Origin of the sequence: Bacillus sp. 196mf (assembly GCF_003217275.1) — a bacterium.
Taxonomy (GTDB): domain Bacteria; phylum Bacillota; class Bacilli; order Bacillales; family Bacillaceae_G; genus Bacillus_A; species Bacillus_A thuringiensis_S.
This window is the reverse complement of sequence record NZ_QJTG01000030.1, coordinates 10,911-29,251: the sequence shown is the minus strand read 5'-3', so window position 1 is coordinate 29,251 and position 18,341 is coordinate 10,911. Positions and strand designations below refer to the sequence as shown.

The following is an 18,341-nucleotide window of genomic DNA, read 5'->3' as shown; positions in this document are numbered from 1 at the left end:
AGAAACGATGGTAGAAAAACGAATTCCAATTCAAGTTGCTGAGGCAGTAGAACGGGTAATGAAATATGCGAAGCATGGTGAAGTAGAAGAAATTTCTATTACGGAAAGTTACGGGAGAATTCTCGGGGAAGATGTTGTCTCAGATCATGACGTTCCTCATTTTGATCGTTCCCCTTACGATGGTTTCGCCATTCGAGCAGAAGATACGAAAGGAGCAACCCAAGAGAATCCAATTGAATTTGAAGTAATAGGAGAAATCGGGGCGGGGTCTGTTTTTTTAGAAGAAGTAGGAGCTTTTAAAGCGATTCGTATTATGACAGGAGCAGCTATTCCAGAAGAATGTAATGCAGTCGTAATGCTCGAGCTGACAGAAGGGTTTGAGAAGAACGGGAAAACATATATGAAGTTAAAACGCCCTTTTAATAACGGTGACAATGTGTCGTTTAAAGGAGAAGACATAAAACAAAATCAAGTTCTCGTTAAGAAAGGTGTTGCAATTAATCCAGGTGTTGCGGCCTTATTAGCAACGTTTGGATATAGCACTGTGAAAGTTGTAAAACAGCCTGTTGTCGGTATTGTAACAACAGGAAGTGAATTACTAGAAGTACATGAGCCGTTACAGCCGGGGAAAATTAGAAATAGTAACTCGTATATGATCGCAGCTCAAATTATGAAAGCTGGCGGGAAAGTTCGTTATTATGGTCAACTCGCCGATGAGCTAGATGCATGTTTTACAGCTGTTCAATTAGCGATGGATGAGGTCGATATTTTAATTACAACAGGCGGTGTATCAGTAGGAGATTATGACTATTTACCAGCTATTTATGAAAGGTTACAGGCGAATGTACTCTTTAATAAAATAGCGATGAGACCGGGAAGTGTAACGACAGTAGCTGAAGTTGATGGGAAGTTACTCTTCGGTTTATCAGGAAATCCGTCTGCTTGTTATGTAGGCTTTGAATTATTTGTGCATCCAATTATAAAAACATATTTGTATGCGAAGGAACCTCACGTATATAGAGCGGATGCTATTTTACAAAAAGATTTTCCAAAGCCAAATCCATTTACTCGTTTCGTAAGAGCGAACGTAACAATTGTGGACGGAGCGTTACAAGCGATGCCGGTTGGTTTAGATAAATCGAGTGCGGTATCTTCACTTGCAGATGCGAATGCTTTTATCGTGTTACCTGGAGGAACGAGAGGATTTGAGACCGGAATGAAAGTATCCGTATTATTGTTAGAGCACTCTGAGGGATGTGATTGGCCATGGGCAAAGCCCCTTCAATCTTACAAATAGTAGGATATCAAAATAGCGGAAAAACGACACTTGTAGAGAAAATTGTGCATGTGTTAGCTGAAAGTGAAATGAAAGTTGCTACAATTAAACATCACGGGCACGGAGGTTTTCCAGAAGTAGCGCAAAAAGATAGCGAAAGGCACCGTAAAGCTGGTGCTGTCGTAAGTAGTGTAGAAGGTGCTGGATTGCTTTCACTTTCTTCACTAAGAAAGAAATGGTCCTTGCAAGAAATTATTCGCTTATATGAGTTTTTTGAAGTGGATACAATTTTAATAGAGGGCTATAAAAAAGAGAACTACCCGAAAGTAGTGTTACTTCGTTCTGCGGAAGACGTTGAACTTTTACATGAAGTAGAAAATATAGTGGCGATTATTACGTGGTATGATGTCCCGGCAAATATACGAGAAGAATATAAAGTATTTCATATAACAGAAGAAGAGTTGTACATAGACTGGTTTTTACAAATGGTTAGGAGTGCGAAATGACAAATACATATTATGAAGTAATTGATACAGAAATCTCGATTGAAGAGGTAACGAAGAAAGTGATTCGACGTGAATGCGGTGCTGTTACAACATTTATTGGAACGGTTAGAGAGTTTACGAAAGGGCGTCGTACATTATACTTAGAGTATGTTGCTTATAAGACGATGGCAGAAAAGATGCTAGAGAAAATTGGTCTGGAAGTGAAAGAGAAATGGCCGGGTACATATGTTGCGATTACACATCGCATCGGTACGTTGCAAATTTCTGATATAGCGGTTGTTGTTGCTGTTTCAACACCACACCGTAAAGCGGCTTATGAAGCAAACGAATATATTATGGAACGCATAAAACAAATTGTTCCGATTTGGAAAAAGGAGTTTTGGGAAGATGGTGACTCATGGATTGGTGATCAATTAGAAAAAACACCATATCCGGCGGGAGAGCCTGGGAAGGAGCTATAAGTATGATTCGAGTATTGTTATTTGCGCACTTGCAAGAAGAGGCAGGAACAAGTGAATTACAAATAGAGAAAGAAAATATTACGGTTGCAGAGTTAAAAGATGTTGTTGCGAAAGAATATAATGTACCAGTTTCAGAGCCAATTATGATTGCGATTAATGAAGAATACGCAAATGAAGATGACAGGGTCCAAGATGGTGATGTGGTTGCACTAATCCCACCAGTGAGCGGTGGTTAATATTGGATTCATTAAAACGACTTTCCTATATAGGGAAAGTCGTTTTTTTATGGCAGTTTTGAGAACACTAATCTATAGAACAAGGAGGGAATTATGAAAAAAATATGTGTAGTTATGACAATGCTATGTGCGTCTTTTTTCTCTTCTCCAAGTGATTCTTTCGCGAAAGAATCAAGAGAACAGCTTTTAGAGAGTGCATTATCAAATAGGTACTATTCAGTTATTAGACAAGTGACAGAAGATCAATATGAATGTGCTTCAGTCATAAATATAAAGCGTCTTGGCAAGAAAGATGAATTTGTTCCTAGGTATGAAGTGAAGCTACAATTTCTTACATTTCAAGGAGCGCATAATCCCCCGAACGATAAAGTTACGCTTACTTTGGAAGACCATTTAGATCACGTAAAGATAAAGAAAGTGGAGCGAGAAAAGAATGTTTCTGACGCTATTGCAGAAAAAGTTTGTGAACGGGAAAAAGAAAAAATAAAAGCTCACTCTAATGACTTAGAGTGATAACCTATGCATTTAGTAAAGAAAGGTAATGAGTGATGGATATATTTTTAGCGATTTTACCAGCTATATTTTGGGGAAGTATTGTGCTATTTAACGTAAAACTGGGCGGGGGACCGTATAGTCAAACGCTCGGAACAACGTTTGGAGCACTTATTTTCTCAATTGTTGTTTATATTTTTATGAAGCCAGTATTAACACCTACCGTTATCGGAGTTGGAGTTGTGTCAGGTTTATTTTGGGCGCTTGGTCAGGCGAATCAATTGAAAAGTATTGATTTAATGGGCGTTTCGAGGACGATGCCAATTTCAACAGGACTTCAATTAGTTGCGACGACTTTATTTGGCGTTATCGTATTTCATGAATGGTCCACGACAATATCGGTCGTCCTTGGGATTTTAGCGCTCGTTTGTATTATTGTCGGTGTTATTTTAACATCACTTCAAAGTGAAGAAGAAAAGAATGCAGAGCAAGCAGCAAACTTTAAAAGAGGTATCGTAATTTTATTAATTTCAACAGTCGGCTATTTAGTTTACGTAGTAGTGATTAGACTATTTAACGTAGATGGTTGGTCAGCTTTGTTGCCACAAGCAGTTGGTATGGTGTTAGGTGGGATTTTGCTTACCTTTAAACATCATCCATTTAATAAATATGCAATCCGAAATATTATTCCAGGATTAATTTGGGCAGCTGGAAATATGTTCTTATTCATTTCGCAGCCGCGTGTTGGAGTCGCAACAAGTTTCTCGCTATCGCAAATGGGAATTATTATTTCCACGCTTGGTGGGATCCTTATATTAGGTGAAAAGAAAACGAAACGTCAATTAACGGGTATCGTTGTCGGTATTGTTTTTATTATCGCAGCCGGAATTATGTTAGGTATAGCCAAAAGTTAAAGGAGGTATGGAAATGTATAGTGATTTAGCAGGGAAAGTTGTCGTTATTACAGGATCAGCAACTGGTCTTGGAAGAGCGATGGGAGTGAGGTTTGCTAAGGAAAAAGCGAAAGTGGTTATTAATTATCGCTCACGAGAATCAGAAGCGAATGATGTGTTAGAAGAAATTAAAAAGGTAGGCGGCGAAGCGATTGCTGTAAAAGGTGATGTAACCGTCGAATCAGATGTTGTGAATCTCATTCAATCTGCTGTGAAAGAGTTTGGTACGCTTGACGTTATGATTAATAATGCAGGGATAGAAAACGCGGTACCGTCGCATGAAATGCCGCTTGAAGATTGGAATAGGGTAATTAATACAAATTTAACAGGTGCTTTTTTAGGAAGTCGTGAAGCGATTAAATATTTTGTAGAACATGATATTAAAGGTTCTGTCATTAATATGTCTAGTGTTCATGAGAAAATTCCGTGGCCACTATTTGTGCACTATGCAGCGAGTAAGGGTGGTATTAAACTGATGACAGAAACGTTAGCGCTAGAATATGCGCCAAAAGGTATTCGAGTAAATAATATTGGACCAGGTGCAATTAATACGCCGATTAATGCAGAAAAGTTTGCTGATCCTAAAAAACGTGCTGACGTAGAAAGTATGATACCGATGGGTTATATTGGAAACCCTGAAGAAATTGCAGCAGTAGCAACTTGGCTCGCTTCTTCAGAGGCGAGTTATGTAACGGGCATTACGCTATTTGCAGATGGTGGAATGACGTTATATCCATCGTTTCAAGCTGGGCGTGGGTAATATAAAAGGACGAAGAGATAAAACTCTTCGTCCTTTTTTTACAAAAAAAATAGCGGCCAGCTATTTTAAATTTAGTGATTAATTGTATCTTGAAGAAATTCTGTTGCTTGATGTTCAGTAACATTTTGTACGAGCGCGACTTCGCTAATCATCATTTTTCGTGCATTATCTAGCATTTGTTTTTCGCTCGCATTTAATGCTCTCTCTTTATTGCGGCGAAGTAAATCCCGAACAACTTCTGCGCTATCTTGCAGATTGCCGTTTTTCATTTTTTCCATATTCATTGTATATCTTTGTTTCCATGAGAGTGATGGGTCTGACTCCCCGTTTTGAAATTCAAGAAGTATATCATCTAACGTACCTCGATCAACGATATAACGAATACCCGATTTTTTTAATTGATCCATCGGAAGCATTACTTGCATATCTTTACTAATGATGCGTATCACACAATATTGACGTGAAGTACCTAATATTTCTTTCTCTTCAATTGCTTCAATGATTCCTGCACCGTGCATTGGATAAACGATTTTATCACCAATTTGAAACAAATCATCCACCTCCATATGTGGTAACCACTTTTAATGATAGCATACGTATGTAAAAATGTCAAATTTTATATAATAACATAATATTTATATTCGAGTCAATAAGATAAAGTGCTTTTTTATGTTTTTTTTGGGACCTTATTTATAGTGATTTTTTTAGAAAAATAGTACAGGTGAAGAAAGAAGGCATATCCACTTATTTTTAAGCATAAAATGTAAAAGCGCTAATACAATATACCTAAATCCGTTCTTTGCAAAGGAGGGAGAGAAGGTGGGGCGCACAATAAAAATTGATATTACAAATAAAGTTGTAGCTAAATTTAGACAAAATTATTTGGAATTATATACGAGTAAATTTATGATAGGTAAGTTTTATGTCTATACTGAAGATAAAGAATATGTGTTAGAAGACGGATATATATATGAGAATGGAAAGTTTTATCGCATCATAGATACGCACCGTGGCAATAATCAAGCGGCGGAGGGCTGCGATCTAGGACGGTGTTAACATGATTCGTGTGAAAGTATTTGATGAAAGTCACGAAAAAGACTTAGAAGACGCTGTAAATGTTTTTTTGAAAAAGATTGATGATAGCAACTTTGTAGATATTAAGTATCAAGTTGGTGTTTCCATTAACGACGATGAAAACCAAATTTATTGTTTTTCAGCAATGATCGTTTATAAAGCATAAAAAAGAGCTGGCTCACCCAGCTCTTTTTTATGTTTTATGTTGGGACAACATGTGTCGGTAATACGTTCATAATAGATTGGGGTGTGCCTAATTTCTTTGTCGTTAAAAGAGGCTCCCCTGTTTCATGATTTTGGGCATCTTTACACATACCAAGGTGATAACGATCACCTAAAAATGGATCAATATAAAAACCGTTTTTAAATACTTTATCATTCGGATGTTTTTCATGGTGAATATCAGAGCAGTTAATGCAATAGAACATAGCGTTCAACCCCTTTTTATTTTGTTTGAAAAAAGTGAGTCGGTAGTCATTTCGCTCCTAAGGAAATGTTGAGGAGAAGAGAAATAACTACCTACTCAAATGGTGGGCATATTCCTTCTGATTTGTCATATCTCGCGTATTGTCCCTGAGGGAAGGAGGAGAGACGAAGTACGCATGATATAAGTAAGGCGTTTCTTTCAATATGAATGATGGAGTTTCATGTTGAGAGAAGTTTTTATTTTGTATTGCCTTTGTGAGTATATTATGAGGAAATGCTAAGAGGGTGTTTGTCCTGTTGAAAAAATGTTGAGAATTTCTCAACAGTAAAAGAATTAGTGTTGACATGAAACTAAAAGGTGTTATATTATCGAAGTGAAACCAAAAGGTGTTATGTTATAACGCCGAGTAAAGGAGAATGAAAATGGAACAACAAAATACATTAAATGATATTAAACAAACAATCATTTTTAACGCGTCTCTTCAAAAGGTATGGAGTGTAGTATCAACTGCAGAAGGGATTGCGTCATGGTTTATGCCAAATGATTTTGTATTAGAGGTAGGGCATGAATTTCATGTGCAATCGCCATTTGGGCCATCACCATGTAAAGTGTTAGAAATTGATGAGCCAAACCATTTATCTTTCTCATGGGATACAGATGGCTGGGTTGTTTCATTTAATTTGAAAGACTTAGGAGATAACAAAACAGAATTTACGTTAATTCACGGCGGCTGGAAACATCCTGATGAAATTCTTCCGAAAGCGAATGCGAAGAGCTCTATTATTCGCGATAGAATGAGCGGTGGTTGGGTAGCGATTGTAAATGAAAAACTGAAAAAGGTTGTCGAAGGCTAAGTGTCCTCGTCAGCAGCGAAATATGATGTATTTCAAGCAATTGCTGATCCAACCCGCCGAGAAGTAATACGGTTATTAAGTGACAAAGAGTTACCGATTTCCAAAATAACGGATTATTTTCCGATGAGTCGTACTGCGGTTGTAAAGCACCTTCATATTCTTTCGGAAGCGAATTTAGTAAGTGGAAGAAAAAGTGGAAGAGAGAAGATATATCGTTTGCATCCAGAACCATTAGAAGAATTACAACAGTGGCTCTCGTATTATGAACGTTTTTGGGATAATAAATTATCCATGCTGAAACATATTGTGGAGAATGAAGAATAAAAAAAGGATGACCAAAATGGTCATCCTTTTTATTGTTGCTCACTTGTTTGTGTAGCTGGCTTTAATAAAAGCCAAGCAATAATTAATGTAAATACTGCTAATACGAAAGTGCTCATATAAATGACATGTACGCTTGATGCTAATGCGGATTGTGATTCGGTTACTACGTTTGCTGTAGTACCGCCATGTCCACCAGATACAAGATCAAGATTTTTAATACCACGTGCATGAATCATCGTATTAAAGATTGTACCGAATATTGCAGCACCTAACGTTTGACTAAATGTATTAATAAATGTATTTAAACCAACAGCTGTCCCGCGTGTATGAGCTGGCACGGCTGCTTGAATTGTTACCATGTAAATCGGTGTCACAAGCCCCATTCCTAAGCCGAATAATCCGACTGCTACATAAATAAGGAACGATGGTGAATTTGTTGATAGTGTAAATAATAAGAACGTAGCAACTGATAAGATGCTAGCTCCAAGTAAAATAATTTGTTTCGTTTTTAACTTACCAACTAAGTTACCCGAGAACATAGCCCCAAATGTCCACATAACAGGAATTGGCATTAAAATGAGTCCAGCTTCTGTTGCATTTTTTCCTAAAACACCCTGGCTCCAAATTGGAAGATACACAGTAATACTAATAATCATTGCGCCAGCAATAAGAGTTAATATATTTATCGTAGATAATGTACGGTTAGAGAAAAGTGCTAGCGGAATTAATGGTTCCGGAGATTTTTTCTCGATGAATAAGAAAATAATAAATGAAACGACGGCGAAGATTAATAGGCCGATAATTGTTATGTCTCCCCAGTTTTGCTTACTGCTACCTGTTAATAATGCATATAGTAGAGCGATTGTACTTAATGAGAAGACTGTCGCACCAAGATAGTCGATATGGTGTTTAGCGGGCTTAATAGATTCTTTGTAGTAAATTACAATCATTAAGCAAGCGATAATTCCGAATGGAACGTTTAAGAAGAAGATATAACGCCAAGAAAGGGAATCAACTAAAAATCCACCTACTAACGGTCCGATAACACCGGATACACCCCAAACGGCACTCATCCAACCTTGTGCTTTCGCGCGGTCTTTCGCTTCGCTATATAAGTCTCCAATAATCGTCATTGTGATTGGCATAACAGCACCAGCACCGATACCTTGAAGCGCGCGGAAGAAAATTAATTGTTCCATCGATGTAACGACTCCGCAAAGTGCAGAACCGACTAAAAAGATTGTAGCCCCGATCAGTAAAACCTTTTTACGACCAAATAAATCAGCGAGCTTTCCGTATATTGGAGTCGAAACAGCTGTTGCAAGCATATAAATTGCATATACCCAACTAACAAGTTCGACGCCTGACAAATCACTCGTTATACGAGGGATTGCTGTACTAACAATCGTTCCTTCTACCGCAGAAAGAAACGTCATTAACATTAAAGACATCATGACTTTTTTTCTCATTTGTTTTCCCCTTACCCTTTTTTAAATATTCAACAATATAAAATATAAAGGTACTGAGGTATATAAAGCAACAAAAAAGCAATGGAAAGTTACATGGAGCAGATGTTTGTCGCTTCTTGTCGGTAAGTCGATATATTTGAGAAATCGCCGATATAAGTTGTAGAATCGCTGATAAATTTGGAAAATCGCCGATATAATTACAGAATCGCTGATATATCTGTGGAATTGCCGATAATGATTTCATGGCAATATTAAAAAAGAAACAGGAATCCCTGTTTCTTTTTTTAATATTGCATTTTCGCGTTTTCTCCAGCTGTCGTTCCAGCAATTCTACCAGTAACAAGGGCTGATGTAATATTATAGCCACCAGTATAACCGTGGATATCAAGAACTTCTCCGCAGAAATATAAGCCGTTCGTGAATTTAGAAGACATTTCTTTCGGATTAATTTCTTTCACGGATACACCTCCGCCAGTAACGAATGCTTTTTCAATTGACTGCGTACCATTTACATTCACAGTAAACTCTTTAAAGTCTTTCACAAGTGCACGAATCTTTTCGTGAGAAACTTGTCCAGCTTGTTCACTACTGTCAATTTCATTTTTTTCTAATAAGAATAGGAAGTAACGTTCAGGGACATAACCTTTTAAAACGTTTTTAATTCCTTTTTTCGGATCTTCTTTCATTTGTTTCAGCATGCGCTGAAATAATTGCTCACTATTTTCCTCTGGCAATGCATCAATACTCATTTGTATTGTGTTCGTTTTAAACTTTTTCAGTGCTTTCACGACGAATTGACTACAACGAAGAGCAGCAGGACCAGATAGGCCAAAATGAGTGAAGAGCATGTCCATTTTGTGAGAAATGATAGCTTTTCCTTTCGGGTTTAATACGCTTAAGTTTATATCACGTAAAGCAAGACCTTGTAATGAGCGATCACGTATAAACGGCTCGTTTGACAGGATAGGTACTTCTGTTGGGAATAATTCTGTAATTGTATGACCTGCTTTTTCAGCCCAAGCGTATCCGTCTCCAGTGGAACCAGTTTGAGGAACAGATTTTCCGCCAACAGCGATAACGACGTGATTTGTTTCTAACACTTCGCCTGTTTGCAGTACAACTGCTTTCGTTTGACCATTTTCATATTCAATCGTTTCAACAGGCGTATTTGTACGGATTTTTACACCTAAGTTTTTTAATCGTGTTAAAAGTGCGTCTACAACAGATTGCGCTTTGTTTGACACAGGGAACATGCGACCGTGGTCTTCTTCTTTCAATTTAACACCGAGATTTTCGAAGAATGTAATAATATCTTCATTATTAAAAATAGAAAAAGCGCTGTATAAGAAGCGACCGTTTCCTGGTATATGTTTAACAATTTCATCAAGTGGTAGACGGTTTGTTACGTTGCAGCGTCCGCCACCAGAAATCGCAAGTTTACGCCCAAGTTTATTTCCTTTATCAAGAAGTAAGACATTTGCGCCTTCTTCTGCAGCACCAATTGCAGCCATTAGCCCAGAAGGACCGCCGCCGATGACAATAACATCATAATGCATAATATATCGACCTCATTTTCTACATTTCCTGCCTAAAAGAATAGCATGTTTTCCCTTAAAAGAAAAATAGAGTGAAGTACTGCTTAATGAGAGAATTGTGGTACAATACAAAAGTTAGAGTTCAGCACTATCCTGCTATTTGTAGGCGATAAGACTAAAACCTCAAGATTTAGGAGAAGTAAATAGGGAGTCTGTTAGCCTGTAAATGCTCGAATGGTTCAACTAATAAGGAGTAGGAGAGAAGTCTCCAACTAATTATAGTTTCACTTTATGTAGATGTAGGAGGATTTTTGTATGTCCGATTCGAAATTTCTGCGCGGAACGCTTATTGTTACGCTAGGGACATTTTTAGTAAAGTTCTTAGGCATGATTTACGTCTTTCCGTTTCATGCATTAGTAGGCACAGAAGGCGGAACGCTCTATACATATGGATACATTCCATATACGATCTTTTTAAGTATCGCAACGGCAGGTGTGCCGCTTGCTGTTTCAAAATTTGTTTCCAAATATAATGCGCTTGGCGATTATAAAACGAGCCGGAGAATGTTCCGCTCGGGAATGGTTATGATGATAGTAACAGGAGTTCTTTCGTTCCTAGTACTGTACATGACGGCGCCACTGTTTGCAGAAGCGATGCTTGGTAAACAAAGTATACACAATAATGTAGGAGAAGTTACGACGATCATTCGTCTTGTAAGTTTCGCACTTATTGTTGTACCAGCAGCGAGTTTAATTCGTGGTTATTTCCAAGGTCACCAGTCTATGGGACCAACTACCGTTTCACAAATTATTGAACAAATTATTCGTATCGTCTTTTTATTAGCTGGTAGTTTTATCGTTATTAAAGTACTTGGCGGTACAGTTGCAACAGCAGTTGGAGTAGCGACATTTGCTGCGTTCGTTTCAGCGGTTGGAGCACTCGGTGTATTAATTTGGTACTGGTTAAAACGTAAAAAATATTTGGATCAATATTTAATTGAACAAACTGTACCAGAATCAACAGTAAGTACTGTTCAATTGTTTAAAGAGTTATTCGCATATGCGATTCCTTACGTTGTAATTGGGTTAACAATTCCTTTATATCAACAAATTGATACATTGACATTTAACTCAATTATGCAGGCGATTGGTCAAGGTGATATCGCAGAGCGAGCGCTTGGTATTTTCACAATGTGGACGCATAAGTTAATTATGATTCCTGTATCACTTGCAACAGCGTTTAGTTTAACGCTTGTACCAGCAATTACAAAATCATTTACTGAAAAACAATACCGCTATTTGAAATTACAAATTACACAAACATTCCAAGCAAATATGTTTTTAACATTGCCAGCAGTTATCGGTATTTCAACACTTGCATATCCAATTTACACTGCTTTCTATGACTCAGATCCATTAGGTGGACAAGTATTAATGTGGTATGCACCAGTTGCATTGTTATTTGCTTTATTTACAGTAACAGCGGCAATTCTTCAAGGGATTAATCAGCAAAAGCATGCGATTGTCGCGCTTATTATGGGTGTTATTTTGAAATTTGTATGTAACGTAATCTTTATTCGTTATTTCGGTACAGTAGGAGCAATTCTAGCGACCGCAGTTGGTTTCTTAGCTTCTGTTTGGTATACAAATCGACAAATTAAAAAATACGCACACTATTCATTCGGTGTTGTATATAAAAGAACATTCCAAATTGCAGTACTGACACTTATAATGGTCGTTGCTGTAAAACTATCACAATGGCTTCTATCCTTCATGATTTCGCCTGATGGCCGTATTGGTGCTCTTATAACAGTTGCGATTTGTGCAGGTATTGGCGGTCTTGTTTACGGATTGTTAGCAATTCGCACAGGAGTACTTGAAAGAGTATTTGGCGGAGAAGCATTAGATAAAATTCAACGTAAGCTTGGTAGTAGATTTAAAATAAAGTTGAAATCAAGAGGGGCGTAATTACGTCCCCTTTTCTATGATAAATAAAGAAGGTGAAAAACGTGAGATTAGATAAATTATTAGCGAATATGGGATATGGAAGTAGAAAAGAAGTAAAGAAATTATTGAAAGATGGCGTTGTGAAAATTGATGGAACGCCAGTAAAAGATGCGAAAGTTCATGTAAATGTAGAAGAGCAAGAAGTTATGATTCACGGTGAAGTTGTGGAATACAAAGAGTTTGTTTACTTAATGATGCATAAACCACAAGGTGTTATTTCAGCGACGGAAGATGATAATCATGAAACAGTAATAGATTTATTAGAATTAGAAGATGCAATCTTTGATCCGTTCCCAGTTGGACGACTTGATATCGATACGGAAGGTTTCTTATTGATAACAAATGATGGGAAGTTATCACATCAATTATTATCTCCGAAAAAGCATGTGCCGAAAAAATATTATGCACACGTTGCAGGAGTAGTAACAGAAGAGGATGTAAAAGAGTTTGCTAAAGGTGTTATTTTAGACGATGGCTATGAAACAAAGCCAGGTACGCTTACAATATTGAAAAGCGATGATATTTCTGAAATTGAGCTTGTGATTACGGAAGGGAAATTCCATCAAGTGAAGCGTATGTTTGAAGCGGTAGGGAAAAAAGTAGTCTACCTAAAAAGAACGGAGATGGGTCCGTTAGTATTAGATGAAGAACTAGAACTTGGACAATACCGAGAGCTAACAGATGAAGAAGTAGAAATGTTAAGAACATATCAAGTAGATACTGAAAAGTAGTACCTTTATAGGTGCAGAAAAAACCCCTTTCTAATAGTTAGAAAGGGGTATGTATTTATTTACATACAATTATTTTTCGTTATGAGGTCATTCTCACTTTCTTTCCTGTTGTTGTCCACTTACCGCGGCAAGGGCTATACACGAGTTCATTAAACTGCAACACATTTAGATCACGTTGTATCGTTCGCGGTGTGATCCCGAACTCATCTACAAGGTCTTTCGTCGTTACCGTTCCGTTTTCATTGATGTACATATAAATTGATTTAATGCGTGTTAGCATACGAGTAGTTGTAGGTTTCAAGAGAAAACCACTCCTCTACTAGTTTTTTTGACCCCATTCAGGAAAGAAGGTCGTTACTACCATTGTACTCTACATGATAAAATTCATGCTTTAATCTACTTAAATTTTACAAAAGTTTAACAAATATTTATATAGAAAAATATTGGTAGTTGACATTGTATATATGGTCAGTCAACTAACACATAAAATTCTACGTAAAACGCCAAATTCCTGCAAATTTTTTTGAAAAAATAAAAGAAAAACTAATAAGAAATGTCTGAAATATTACAATTGTTCGGTATTTAGTTTTCGTGTATGGCATGAGGGATTTCGGTTTGCTATGATGAAAGAGATAATATAGTGAAGGATGGATGCGTGATGTCAGCGATTAATTGGACTGAAGAAGTTGCAAAACGAAAAGATGATTTAATTCGTGATACACAACAATTTTTACAAATTAAAAGTGTATGGGAAGAAGAATCGGCGAAAGAAGGCGCACCATTCGGTGAAGGTGTAGAAAAAGCGCTATCTTTCATGTTACATAAAGGAGAAGCTGAAGGTTTTGCTTCTAAAAATTTAGAAGGATATGCAGGTCATCTTGAAATGGGACAAGGAGAAGAGTTAGTAGGTATTCTTTGTCACGTTGATGTTGTACCAGAAGGAGATGGCTGGACGACTCCTGCGTATAGTGCGGATATTCGCGACGGAAAGATTTTTGCACGTGGTGCAATTGACGATAAAGGCCCAACGATGGCAGCATATTATGCAATGAAAATTGTGAAAGAATTAGGCTTACCTCTTTCAAAACGTGTTCGTATGATTATAGGAACAGATGAGGAAAGCAATTGGAAATGTGTAGATCACTACTTTAAAAACGAAGAAATGCCAACAATCGGTTTTGCACCAGATGCAGACTTTCCAATTATTAATGCAGAAAAAGGAATTTCTGATATACAAGTTGTGCAAAATGGTAGTGAAGAGAAAAAAGGTACATATGAACTTGTTTCATTTGATTCAGGGCGTCGTTTAAATATGGTTCCTGATTTTGCAGAAGCGGTTATTACAGGAGAAGATGTAAATGCACTTACAGTAGCATATGAAGAGTATTTACACACTGCTAAAAAAATAGGGAAATCGACTATAGAAGGCAATACAGTGACGTTGCAAATAGAAGGAATTTCAGCGCACGGATCTACTCCTGAAAAAGGAGAAAATGCAGGTTTATTATTAGCAAACTTCTTAACTACAGTTTCACTTGATGGAAAAGCAAATGCATTTGCGACATTTGCAACAGAAACATTTACTGGTGATATTTTTGGTGAAAAAGCTACTATTGCTTATAAAGATGAAATTAGCGGTCCATTAACAGTGAATGTTGGTCGCCTTTCTTATACGAAAGAGAATGGTGGTAATTTAGGATTAAACGTACGTTACCCAGTTACGACTAACTTTGAAGAAATGATTGCAAAGTTAAAAGAATATGTAGGTACGTATGGATTTGCAGTAGTAGACTATTCTAACTCTCGTCCGCATCACGTTGATAAAGATCACGAGTTAATTCGTACGTTGCAACGTGTATATGAGGAACAAACAGGTGAAAAAGCTGAATTATTAGCAATCGGGGGAGGTACTTATGCTCGCTCATTAAAAGCTGGTGTGGCATTTGGACCGCTATTCCCTGGAAAAGAAGAACTTGCGCATCAAAAAGATGAGTACATTGAAATTGAAGACTTATTAAAAGCAACAGCAATTTATGCGCAAGCAATTCATGAACTAGCGAAGTAAAGTGAAACTTTAATCGCCGATATATGAATAATGACCGCTCTCTACTTTAGAGGGCGGCTTCTTTTTAATTGAATGAGATAAGAAAGAAAAGAAACAATAGAAAGAAGGAGACGGTGTACATGGATAGGCATTATTTTGTCGCAATTACTTTACCAAATCATATAAAAGAAGTGCTGTCTAACTATAAAGAGGATACGAATGAGGAATTACCATTTCGCTCGTGGGTACATAAGGAAGATTATCATATTACCCTTTCCTTTTTAGGAGGTGCGACAGAAGAACAGTTAAAAGGGATAAAGAATGGATTACAAACACTTACAAAAACAAAAGAACTATCGTTCACGTTACAAGGTTTTTCAACGTTTGGTAGAGAAGATCAGCCCCGTATTTTTTGGGCGAAGGTAAGTGAGAATCACGATTTGTTTCAGTTGCAAAAGCAAGTACATGCCATTTGTGAAGAAAATGGATTTTCTCTAGAAACACGCCCATATCATCCGCATATTACTGTTGCTCGTAAATGGATAGGAGAAGAAAAGTTTCATTTAGAAAGTATAAAAGAAGTCCCTGAAATATCATTTCAAGCAGATACAATTACTTTATACGAATCCCACGTGAAAGAAACCCCGAAGTATAAATCGATTGCTGAAATAAAATTACAAAAATAGAATGGTGAAAACGTTTTTTATGCAGGTGAATATACTATAGAGAAGAATGGAGTTACTGTATAGAGTCTTGTTGATAAGAAAAGCCTTATCATTTGCAGCTCATTTTATCTCGCTCATTAAAGTTTCACTTTATTTTAACTTTGAGAATGATGGTGATTTTTTTATGTTGAAAGTAAAACGTCCATTTGATGCCTATTTAGATGAAATGAATAAAATTACAATTTTGCTCCCACATGCGTATGGAACAAGTCGGACATTTCGTTTGCAAGAAGGAAGTAATGTGAAAGATTTACCGATTGCTCATACGATTGCGCTTCCAGATGCAACGAAGTATGAGTGCTTTATAGAAGAGCCGCTAGATGTGGGAAAGTATTATACAGTACGAGATGAACGGAATGAAGAAACGGATTTACAAATAGGTGCTGTTATTCGAACAACAATTTTCGATGAAAAGTATTATTACGAAGGTACAGATTTAGGTGCTGTGTATCAAAAAGAAGAAACGACATTTAAAGTATGGGCCCCAACTGCAAGGCTTGCGAAAGTAAGAATTTATAAGAGCGATAAAGAATATGCCGATCATGAAATGTACAGGGGAGAAAACGGAGTTTGGATTCAAACATTACAAGGTGATTTAGACGGAGCACGCTATACATTTCTTGTTTGTATTAATTTAATATGGAACGAAGCTGTAGATCCTTATGCAAAGTCGGTGACGGTAAACGGAAAACACGGTGTTGTTATCGATTTAGAAAAAACGAATGTAACAAGAAGAGAAGGATTACCACCATTACAATCAATGACAGATGCCATATTGTATGAACTGCATATTCGTGATGCGACTATACATCAAAATAGTGGAGTGATTCAAAAGGGAACATATAAAGGATTGATGGAAGAGGGAACAACAGGACGGAACGGGACTTTAACAGGGTTGTCTCATATAAAAGATTTAGGTGTTACACATGTTGAACTATTACCGTTATATTGTTTCGGTGGTGTAGATGAGGCGAATCCTTCATCTTCCTATAATTGGGGGTATAATCCATTATATTACAATGCACCAACAGGATTTTATGCTACAAATCCCTCTGATCCGTATAACAGGATAGTAGAGTGTAAACAGTTGATCGAGACATTTCATGAGCATGGCATTAGGGTAATTATAGATGTTGTATATAATCATGTTTATGAAAGAGAGCTATCATCATTTGAAAAGCTTGTTCCAGGATACTATTTTCGTCATGGTGAAGATGGTATGCCTTCTAATGGGACGGGAGTCGGAAATGATATAGCATCTGAACGGAAAATGATGAGGAAATTCATTGTAGAGTCTATTTTATATTGGCTTACTGAATACAATGTCGATGGATTCCGATTCGACTTAATGGGAATTTTAGATGTTGATACAATGAATATGATAGAAAAAGAAGTGCGAAACATAAAACGAGATGCTTTGTTATTAGGAGAAGGATGGGATTTACAAACACCGCTTCCTCGTGAGGAAAAAGCAACGTTAAATAATGCGAAGAAAATGCCGCATATGGCGCAGTTTAATGATCAATTTCGTGATGGGATAAAAGGGAGTACATTTCATATAAATAAGCGTGGTTTTGCATTTGGTGGGCATGTAGACTGTAATCATTTGCAGTATATTGCAGCAGGAAGTCTTTTAAGTATGAAAGAAACAGGGCTGTTTCTAGAGCCGGCGCAAAGCATTAACTATGTAGAATGTCATGATAATATGACGATGTGGGATAAACTAGTGCGCAGTAATGAAGAATCAGAAGCGATTTTGAAAAAACGTCACCTGCTAGCGAGCGCAATGGTTATTCTTTCACAAGGTATTCCTTTCTTACATGCAGGACAAGAGTTTTATCGTACGAAGAAAGGAAATGAAAATAGCTATAATGCAAATGATGAGATCAATCAATTAGATTGGGATCAAAAAGAGAAAGAAATAGAGACCGTTAACTATATAAAAGGTTTAATTGCGATTCGTAAAGAGCATGGGGCATTCCGATTACAAAACGCAGACCTTATAAAAAAACATATGACTTTTTTACAAACATCTACAGAAGTACTTGCATATCACCTAGAGCATGCAGAATCGTTTGGGCCGTGGAAAGAGATTGTCGTTTTATTTAATAGCGGTTTAGAAGCTAAAACTGTGCAACTTCCGAAAGAAGAAACGTGGCATGTGATAGTAGACGAAAAGCAAGCGAAAATAGAGCCAATTTCTTCATTTAGAGGAAAGGAACTTAGGCTCGCTCCAATTAGCACGTATATATTGACGATAATGTGACAAATCGCTACTTGACGATGAGAATGTAATAAATGTAGAATTGACAAAGGTGACGATTTTGATAAGTTGTCATTCTATGACAGGTTTTGTAAAATAAAATAGAGAATTTTTGGCTGAGGCTAATTTTTCTTTTCATTTACAGTAAAATATATGAATCCACAACATGTGTAGAAATGTTGCGGTTTTTCTTTTCATAACTAT

The 18,341-nt window shown here is 37.0% G+C and carries 21 protein-coding genes; 16 read left to right on the top strand and 5 right to left on the bottom strand.

Annotated elements, in window-relative coordinates; genetic code table 11:
- The first annotated feature begins 7 nt into the window (after positions 1-7).
- The 7 genes from moeA to ATL10_RS25945 all read left to right on the top strand — a co-directional run bounded on the left by moeA (position 8) and on the right by ATL10_RS25945 (position 4,684).
- Entirely contained in the window at positions 8-1,297 is a 1,290-nt protein-coding gene (gene moeA / locus ATL10_RS25975) for a molybdopterin molybdotransferase MoeA (RefSeq protein ID WP_090976853.1), read from the top strand.
- Positions 1,267-1,782 carry a molybdopterin-guanine dinucleotide biosynthesis protein B gene (gene mobB / locus ATL10_RS25970; protein WP_090976855.1) on the top strand — a complete coding sequence of 172 codons (516 nt, stop codon included), beginning with the start codon at positions 1,267-1,269 and terminating at the stop codon, positions 1,780-1,782. Before moeA ends, mobB begins: the two co-directional genes overlap by 31 nt.
- Complete coding sequence (gene moaE, locus ATL10_RS25965) at positions 1,779-2,243, top strand: molybdopterin synthase catalytic subunit MoaE (protein WP_000185943.1); 465 nt, start codon at positions 1,779-1,781, stop codon at positions 2,241-2,243. Before mobB ends, moaE begins: the two co-directional genes overlap by 4 nt.
- A gap of 2 nt (positions 2,244-2,245) precedes the next feature.
- Entirely contained in the window at positions 2,246-2,479 is a 234-nt protein-coding gene (gene moaD / locus ATL10_RS25960; protein ID WP_110497815.1) for a molybdopterin converting factor subunit 1, read from the top strand.
- 93 nt (positions 2,480-2,572) lie between these two features.
- On the top strand, positions 2,573-2,992 hold the full coding sequence (locus ATL10_RS25955; RefSeq protein WP_000717684.1) for a DUF3888 domain-containing protein: 420 nt from the start codon (positions 2,573-2,575) through the stop codon (positions 2,990-2,992).
- 35 nt (positions 2,993-3,027) lie between these two features.
- Positions 3,028-3,885 carry a glucose uptake protein GlcU gene (glcU, locus tag ATL10_RS25950; RefSeq protein WP_110497813.1) on the top strand — a complete coding sequence of 286 codons (858 nt, stop codon included), beginning with the start codon at positions 3,028-3,030 and terminating at the stop codon, positions 3,883-3,885.
- Between the two features lie 13 nt (positions 3,886-3,898).
- Entirely contained in the window at positions 3,899-4,684 is a 786-nt protein-coding gene (locus ATL10_RS25945) for a glucose 1-dehydrogenase (protein ID WP_000286674.1), read from the top strand.
- Between the two features lie 71 nt (positions 4,685-4,755).
- Here the strand turns inward: ATL10_RS25945 and ATL10_RS25940 are convergent, their stop codons facing one another.
- Positions 4,756-5,250, bottom strand: a complete 495-nt coding sequence (locus tag ATL10_RS25940) for a CarD family transcriptional regulator (protein WP_000451442.1) — start codon at positions 5,248-5,250, stop codon at positions 4,756-4,758.
- Positions 5,251-5,503: 253 nt separating this feature from the next.
- Between ATL10_RS25940 and ATL10_RS25935 the strand changes: the two genes are divergently transcribed.
- A complete protein-coding gene (locus ATL10_RS25935; protein WP_000533806.1) occupies positions 5,504-5,740 on the top strand; it encodes a DUF2553 family protein in 237 nt (78 codons plus the stop codon).
- A gap of 1 nt (position 5,741) precedes the next feature.
- Positions 5,742-5,924: a sporulation protein Cse60 gene (locus ATL10_RS25930; protein ID WP_000621751.1), complete on the top strand. Its 183-nt coding sequence runs from the start codon at positions 5,742-5,744 to the stop codon at positions 5,922-5,924.
- A gap of 34 nt (positions 5,925-5,958) precedes the next feature.
- Here ATL10_RS25930 and ATL10_RS25925 read toward each other — a convergent pair whose 3' ends face one another.
- Complete coding sequence (locus tag ATL10_RS25925) at positions 5,959-6,186, bottom strand: DUF3973 domain-containing protein (protein ID WP_000498988.1); 228 nt, start codon at positions 6,184-6,186, stop codon at positions 5,959-5,961.
- A 421-nt stretch (positions 6,187-6,607) separates the two neighbouring features.
- On the opposite strand from ATL10_RS25925, the gene ATL10_RS25915 reads away from it, so the two are divergent.
- Positions 6,608-7,039, top strand: a complete 432-nt coding sequence (locus ATL10_RS25915) for an SRPBCC family protein (protein ID WP_016512229.1) — start codon at positions 6,608-6,610, stop codon at positions 7,037-7,039.
- The gene (locus ATL10_RS25910; protein WP_016512230.1) at positions 7,040-7,363 is read left to right on the top strand and encodes an ArsR/SmtB family transcription factor; all 324 of its coding nucleotides are present in this window, start codon (positions 7,040-7,042) and stop codon (positions 7,361-7,363) included. It begins immediately after the preceding gene.
- A 29-nt stretch (positions 7,364-7,392) separates the two neighbouring features.
- On the opposite strand, the gene ATL10_RS25905 is transcribed toward ATL10_RS25910, so the two are convergent.
- Positions 7,393-8,832, bottom strand: a complete 1,440-nt coding sequence (locus ATL10_RS25905; RefSeq protein ID WP_001228030.1) for an MDR family MFS transporter — start codon at positions 8,830-8,832, stop codon at positions 7,393-7,395.
- Positions 8,833-9,116: 284 nt separating this feature from the next.
- Positions 9,117-10,388 carry a BaiN/RdsA family NAD(P)/FAD-dependent oxidoreductase gene (locus ATL10_RS25900; RefSeq protein WP_110497811.1) on the bottom strand — a complete coding sequence of 424 codons (1,272 nt, stop codon included), beginning with the start codon at positions 10,386-10,388 and terminating at the stop codon, positions 9,117-9,119.
- Positions 10,389-10,682: 294 nt separating this feature from the next.
- Here ATL10_RS25900 and ATL10_RS25895 point away from each other — a divergent pair, with 294 nt between their 5' ends.
- Together ATL10_RS25895 and ATL10_RS25890 are read left to right on the top strand one after the other, a co-directional pair.
- Positions 10,683-12,335: a putative polysaccharide biosynthesis protein gene (locus ATL10_RS25895; protein ID WP_001284026.1), complete on the top strand. Its 1,653-nt coding sequence runs from the start codon at positions 10,683-10,685 to the stop codon at positions 12,333-12,335.
- Between the two features lie 41 nt (positions 12,336-12,376).
- Entirely contained in the window at positions 12,377-13,105 is a 729-nt protein-coding gene (locus ATL10_RS25890; RefSeq protein WP_090976864.1) for a pseudouridine synthase, read from the top strand.
- A 79-nt stretch (positions 13,106-13,184) separates the two neighbouring features.
- Here ATL10_RS25890 and ATL10_RS25885 read toward each other — a convergent pair whose 3' ends face one another.
- Positions 13,185-13,406 carry a DeoR family transcriptional regulator gene (locus ATL10_RS25885; RefSeq protein ID WP_000805512.1) on the bottom strand — a complete coding sequence of 74 codons (222 nt, stop codon included), beginning with the start codon at positions 13,404-13,406 and terminating at the stop codon, positions 13,185-13,187.
- A gap of 357 nt (positions 13,407-13,763) precedes the next feature.
- Here ATL10_RS25885 and pepV point away from each other — a divergent pair, with 357 nt between their 5' ends.
- The 3 genes from pepV (at position 13,764) to pulA (ending at position 18,140) form a co-directional block, all read left to right on the top strand.
- The gene (pepV, locus tag ATL10_RS25880) at positions 13,764-15,170 is read left to right on the top strand and encodes a dipeptidase PepV (RefSeq protein WP_090976866.1); all 1,407 of its coding nucleotides are present in this window, start codon (positions 13,764-13,766) and stop codon (positions 15,168-15,170) included.
- A 119-nt stretch (positions 15,171-15,289) separates the two neighbouring features.
- Entirely contained in the window at positions 15,290-15,835 is a 546-nt protein-coding gene (gene thpR, locus ATL10_RS25875) for an RNA 2',3'-cyclic phosphodiesterase (RefSeq protein WP_000373841.1), read from the top strand.
- A gap of 163 nt (positions 15,836-15,998) precedes the next feature.
- Entirely contained in the window at positions 15,999-18,140 is a 2,142-nt protein-coding gene (pulA, locus tag ATL10_RS25870) for a type I pullulanase (protein ID WP_110497809.1), read from the top strand.
- Positions 18,141-18,341 lie beyond the last annotated feature (201 nt).

Excerpts from the sequence above, each read along its gene's own strand:
- moeA (WP_090976853.1), top strand. The coding sequence starts at position 8 with ATGGTAGAAAAACGAATTCCAATTCAAGTTGCTGAGGCAGTAGAACGG.
- mobB (WP_090976855.1), top strand. The coding sequence starts at position 1,267 with ATGGGCAAAGCCCCTTCAATCTTACAAATAGTAGGATATCAAAATAGC.
- moaE (WP_000185943.1), top strand. The coding sequence starts at position 1,779 with ATGACAAATACATATTATGAAGTAATTGATACAGAAATCTCGATTGAA.
- moaD (WP_110497815.1), top strand. The coding sequence starts at position 2,246 with ATGATTCGAGTATTGTTATTTGCGCACTTGCAAGAAGAGGCAGGAACA.
- ATL10_RS25955 (WP_000717684.1), top strand. The coding sequence starts at position 2,573 with ATGAAAAAAATATGTGTAGTTATGACAATGCTATGTGCGTCTTTTTTC.
- glcU (WP_110497813.1), top strand. The coding sequence starts at position 3,028 with ATGGATATATTTTTAGCGATTTTACCAGCTATATTTTGGGGAAGTATT.
- ATL10_RS25945 (WP_000286674.1), top strand. The coding sequence starts at position 3,899 with ATGTATAGTGATTTAGCAGGGAAAGTTGTCGTTATTACAGGATCAGCA.
- ATL10_RS25940 (WP_000451442.1), bottom strand. The coding sequence starts at position 5,250 with ATGGAGGTGGATGATTTGTTTCAAATTGGTGATAAAATCGTTTATCCA.
- ATL10_RS25930 (WP_000621751.1), top strand. The coding sequence starts at position 5,742 with ATGATTCGTGTGAAAGTATTTGATGAAAGTCACGAAAAAGACTTAGAA.
- ATL10_RS25925 (WP_000498988.1), bottom strand. The coding sequence starts at position 6,186 with ATGTTCTATTGCATTAACTGCTCTGATATTCACCATGAAAAACATCCG.
- ATL10_RS25915 (WP_016512229.1), top strand. The coding sequence starts at position 6,608 with ATGGAACAACAAAATACATTAAATGATATTAAACAAACAATCATTTTT.
- ATL10_RS25905 (WP_001228030.1), bottom strand. The coding sequence starts at position 8,832 with ATGAGAAAAAAAGTCATGATGTCTTTAATGTTAATGACGTTTCTTTCT.
- ATL10_RS25900 (WP_110497811.1), bottom strand. The coding sequence starts at position 10,388 with ATGCATTATGATGTTATTGTCATCGGCGGCGGTCCTTCTGGGCTAATG.
- ATL10_RS25895 (WP_001284026.1), top strand. The coding sequence starts at position 10,683 with ATGTCCGATTCGAAATTTCTGCGCGGAACGCTTATTGTTACGCTAGGG.
- pepV (WP_090976866.1), top strand. The coding sequence starts at position 13,764 with ATGTCAGCGATTAATTGGACTGAAGAAGTTGCAAAACGAAAAGATGAT.
- thpR (WP_000373841.1), top strand. The coding sequence starts at position 15,290 with ATGGATAGGCATTATTTTGTCGCAATTACTTTACCAAATCATATAAAA.
- pulA (WP_110497809.1), top strand. The coding sequence starts at position 15,999 with ATGTTGAAAGTAAAACGTCCATTTGATGCCTATTTAGATGAAATGAAT.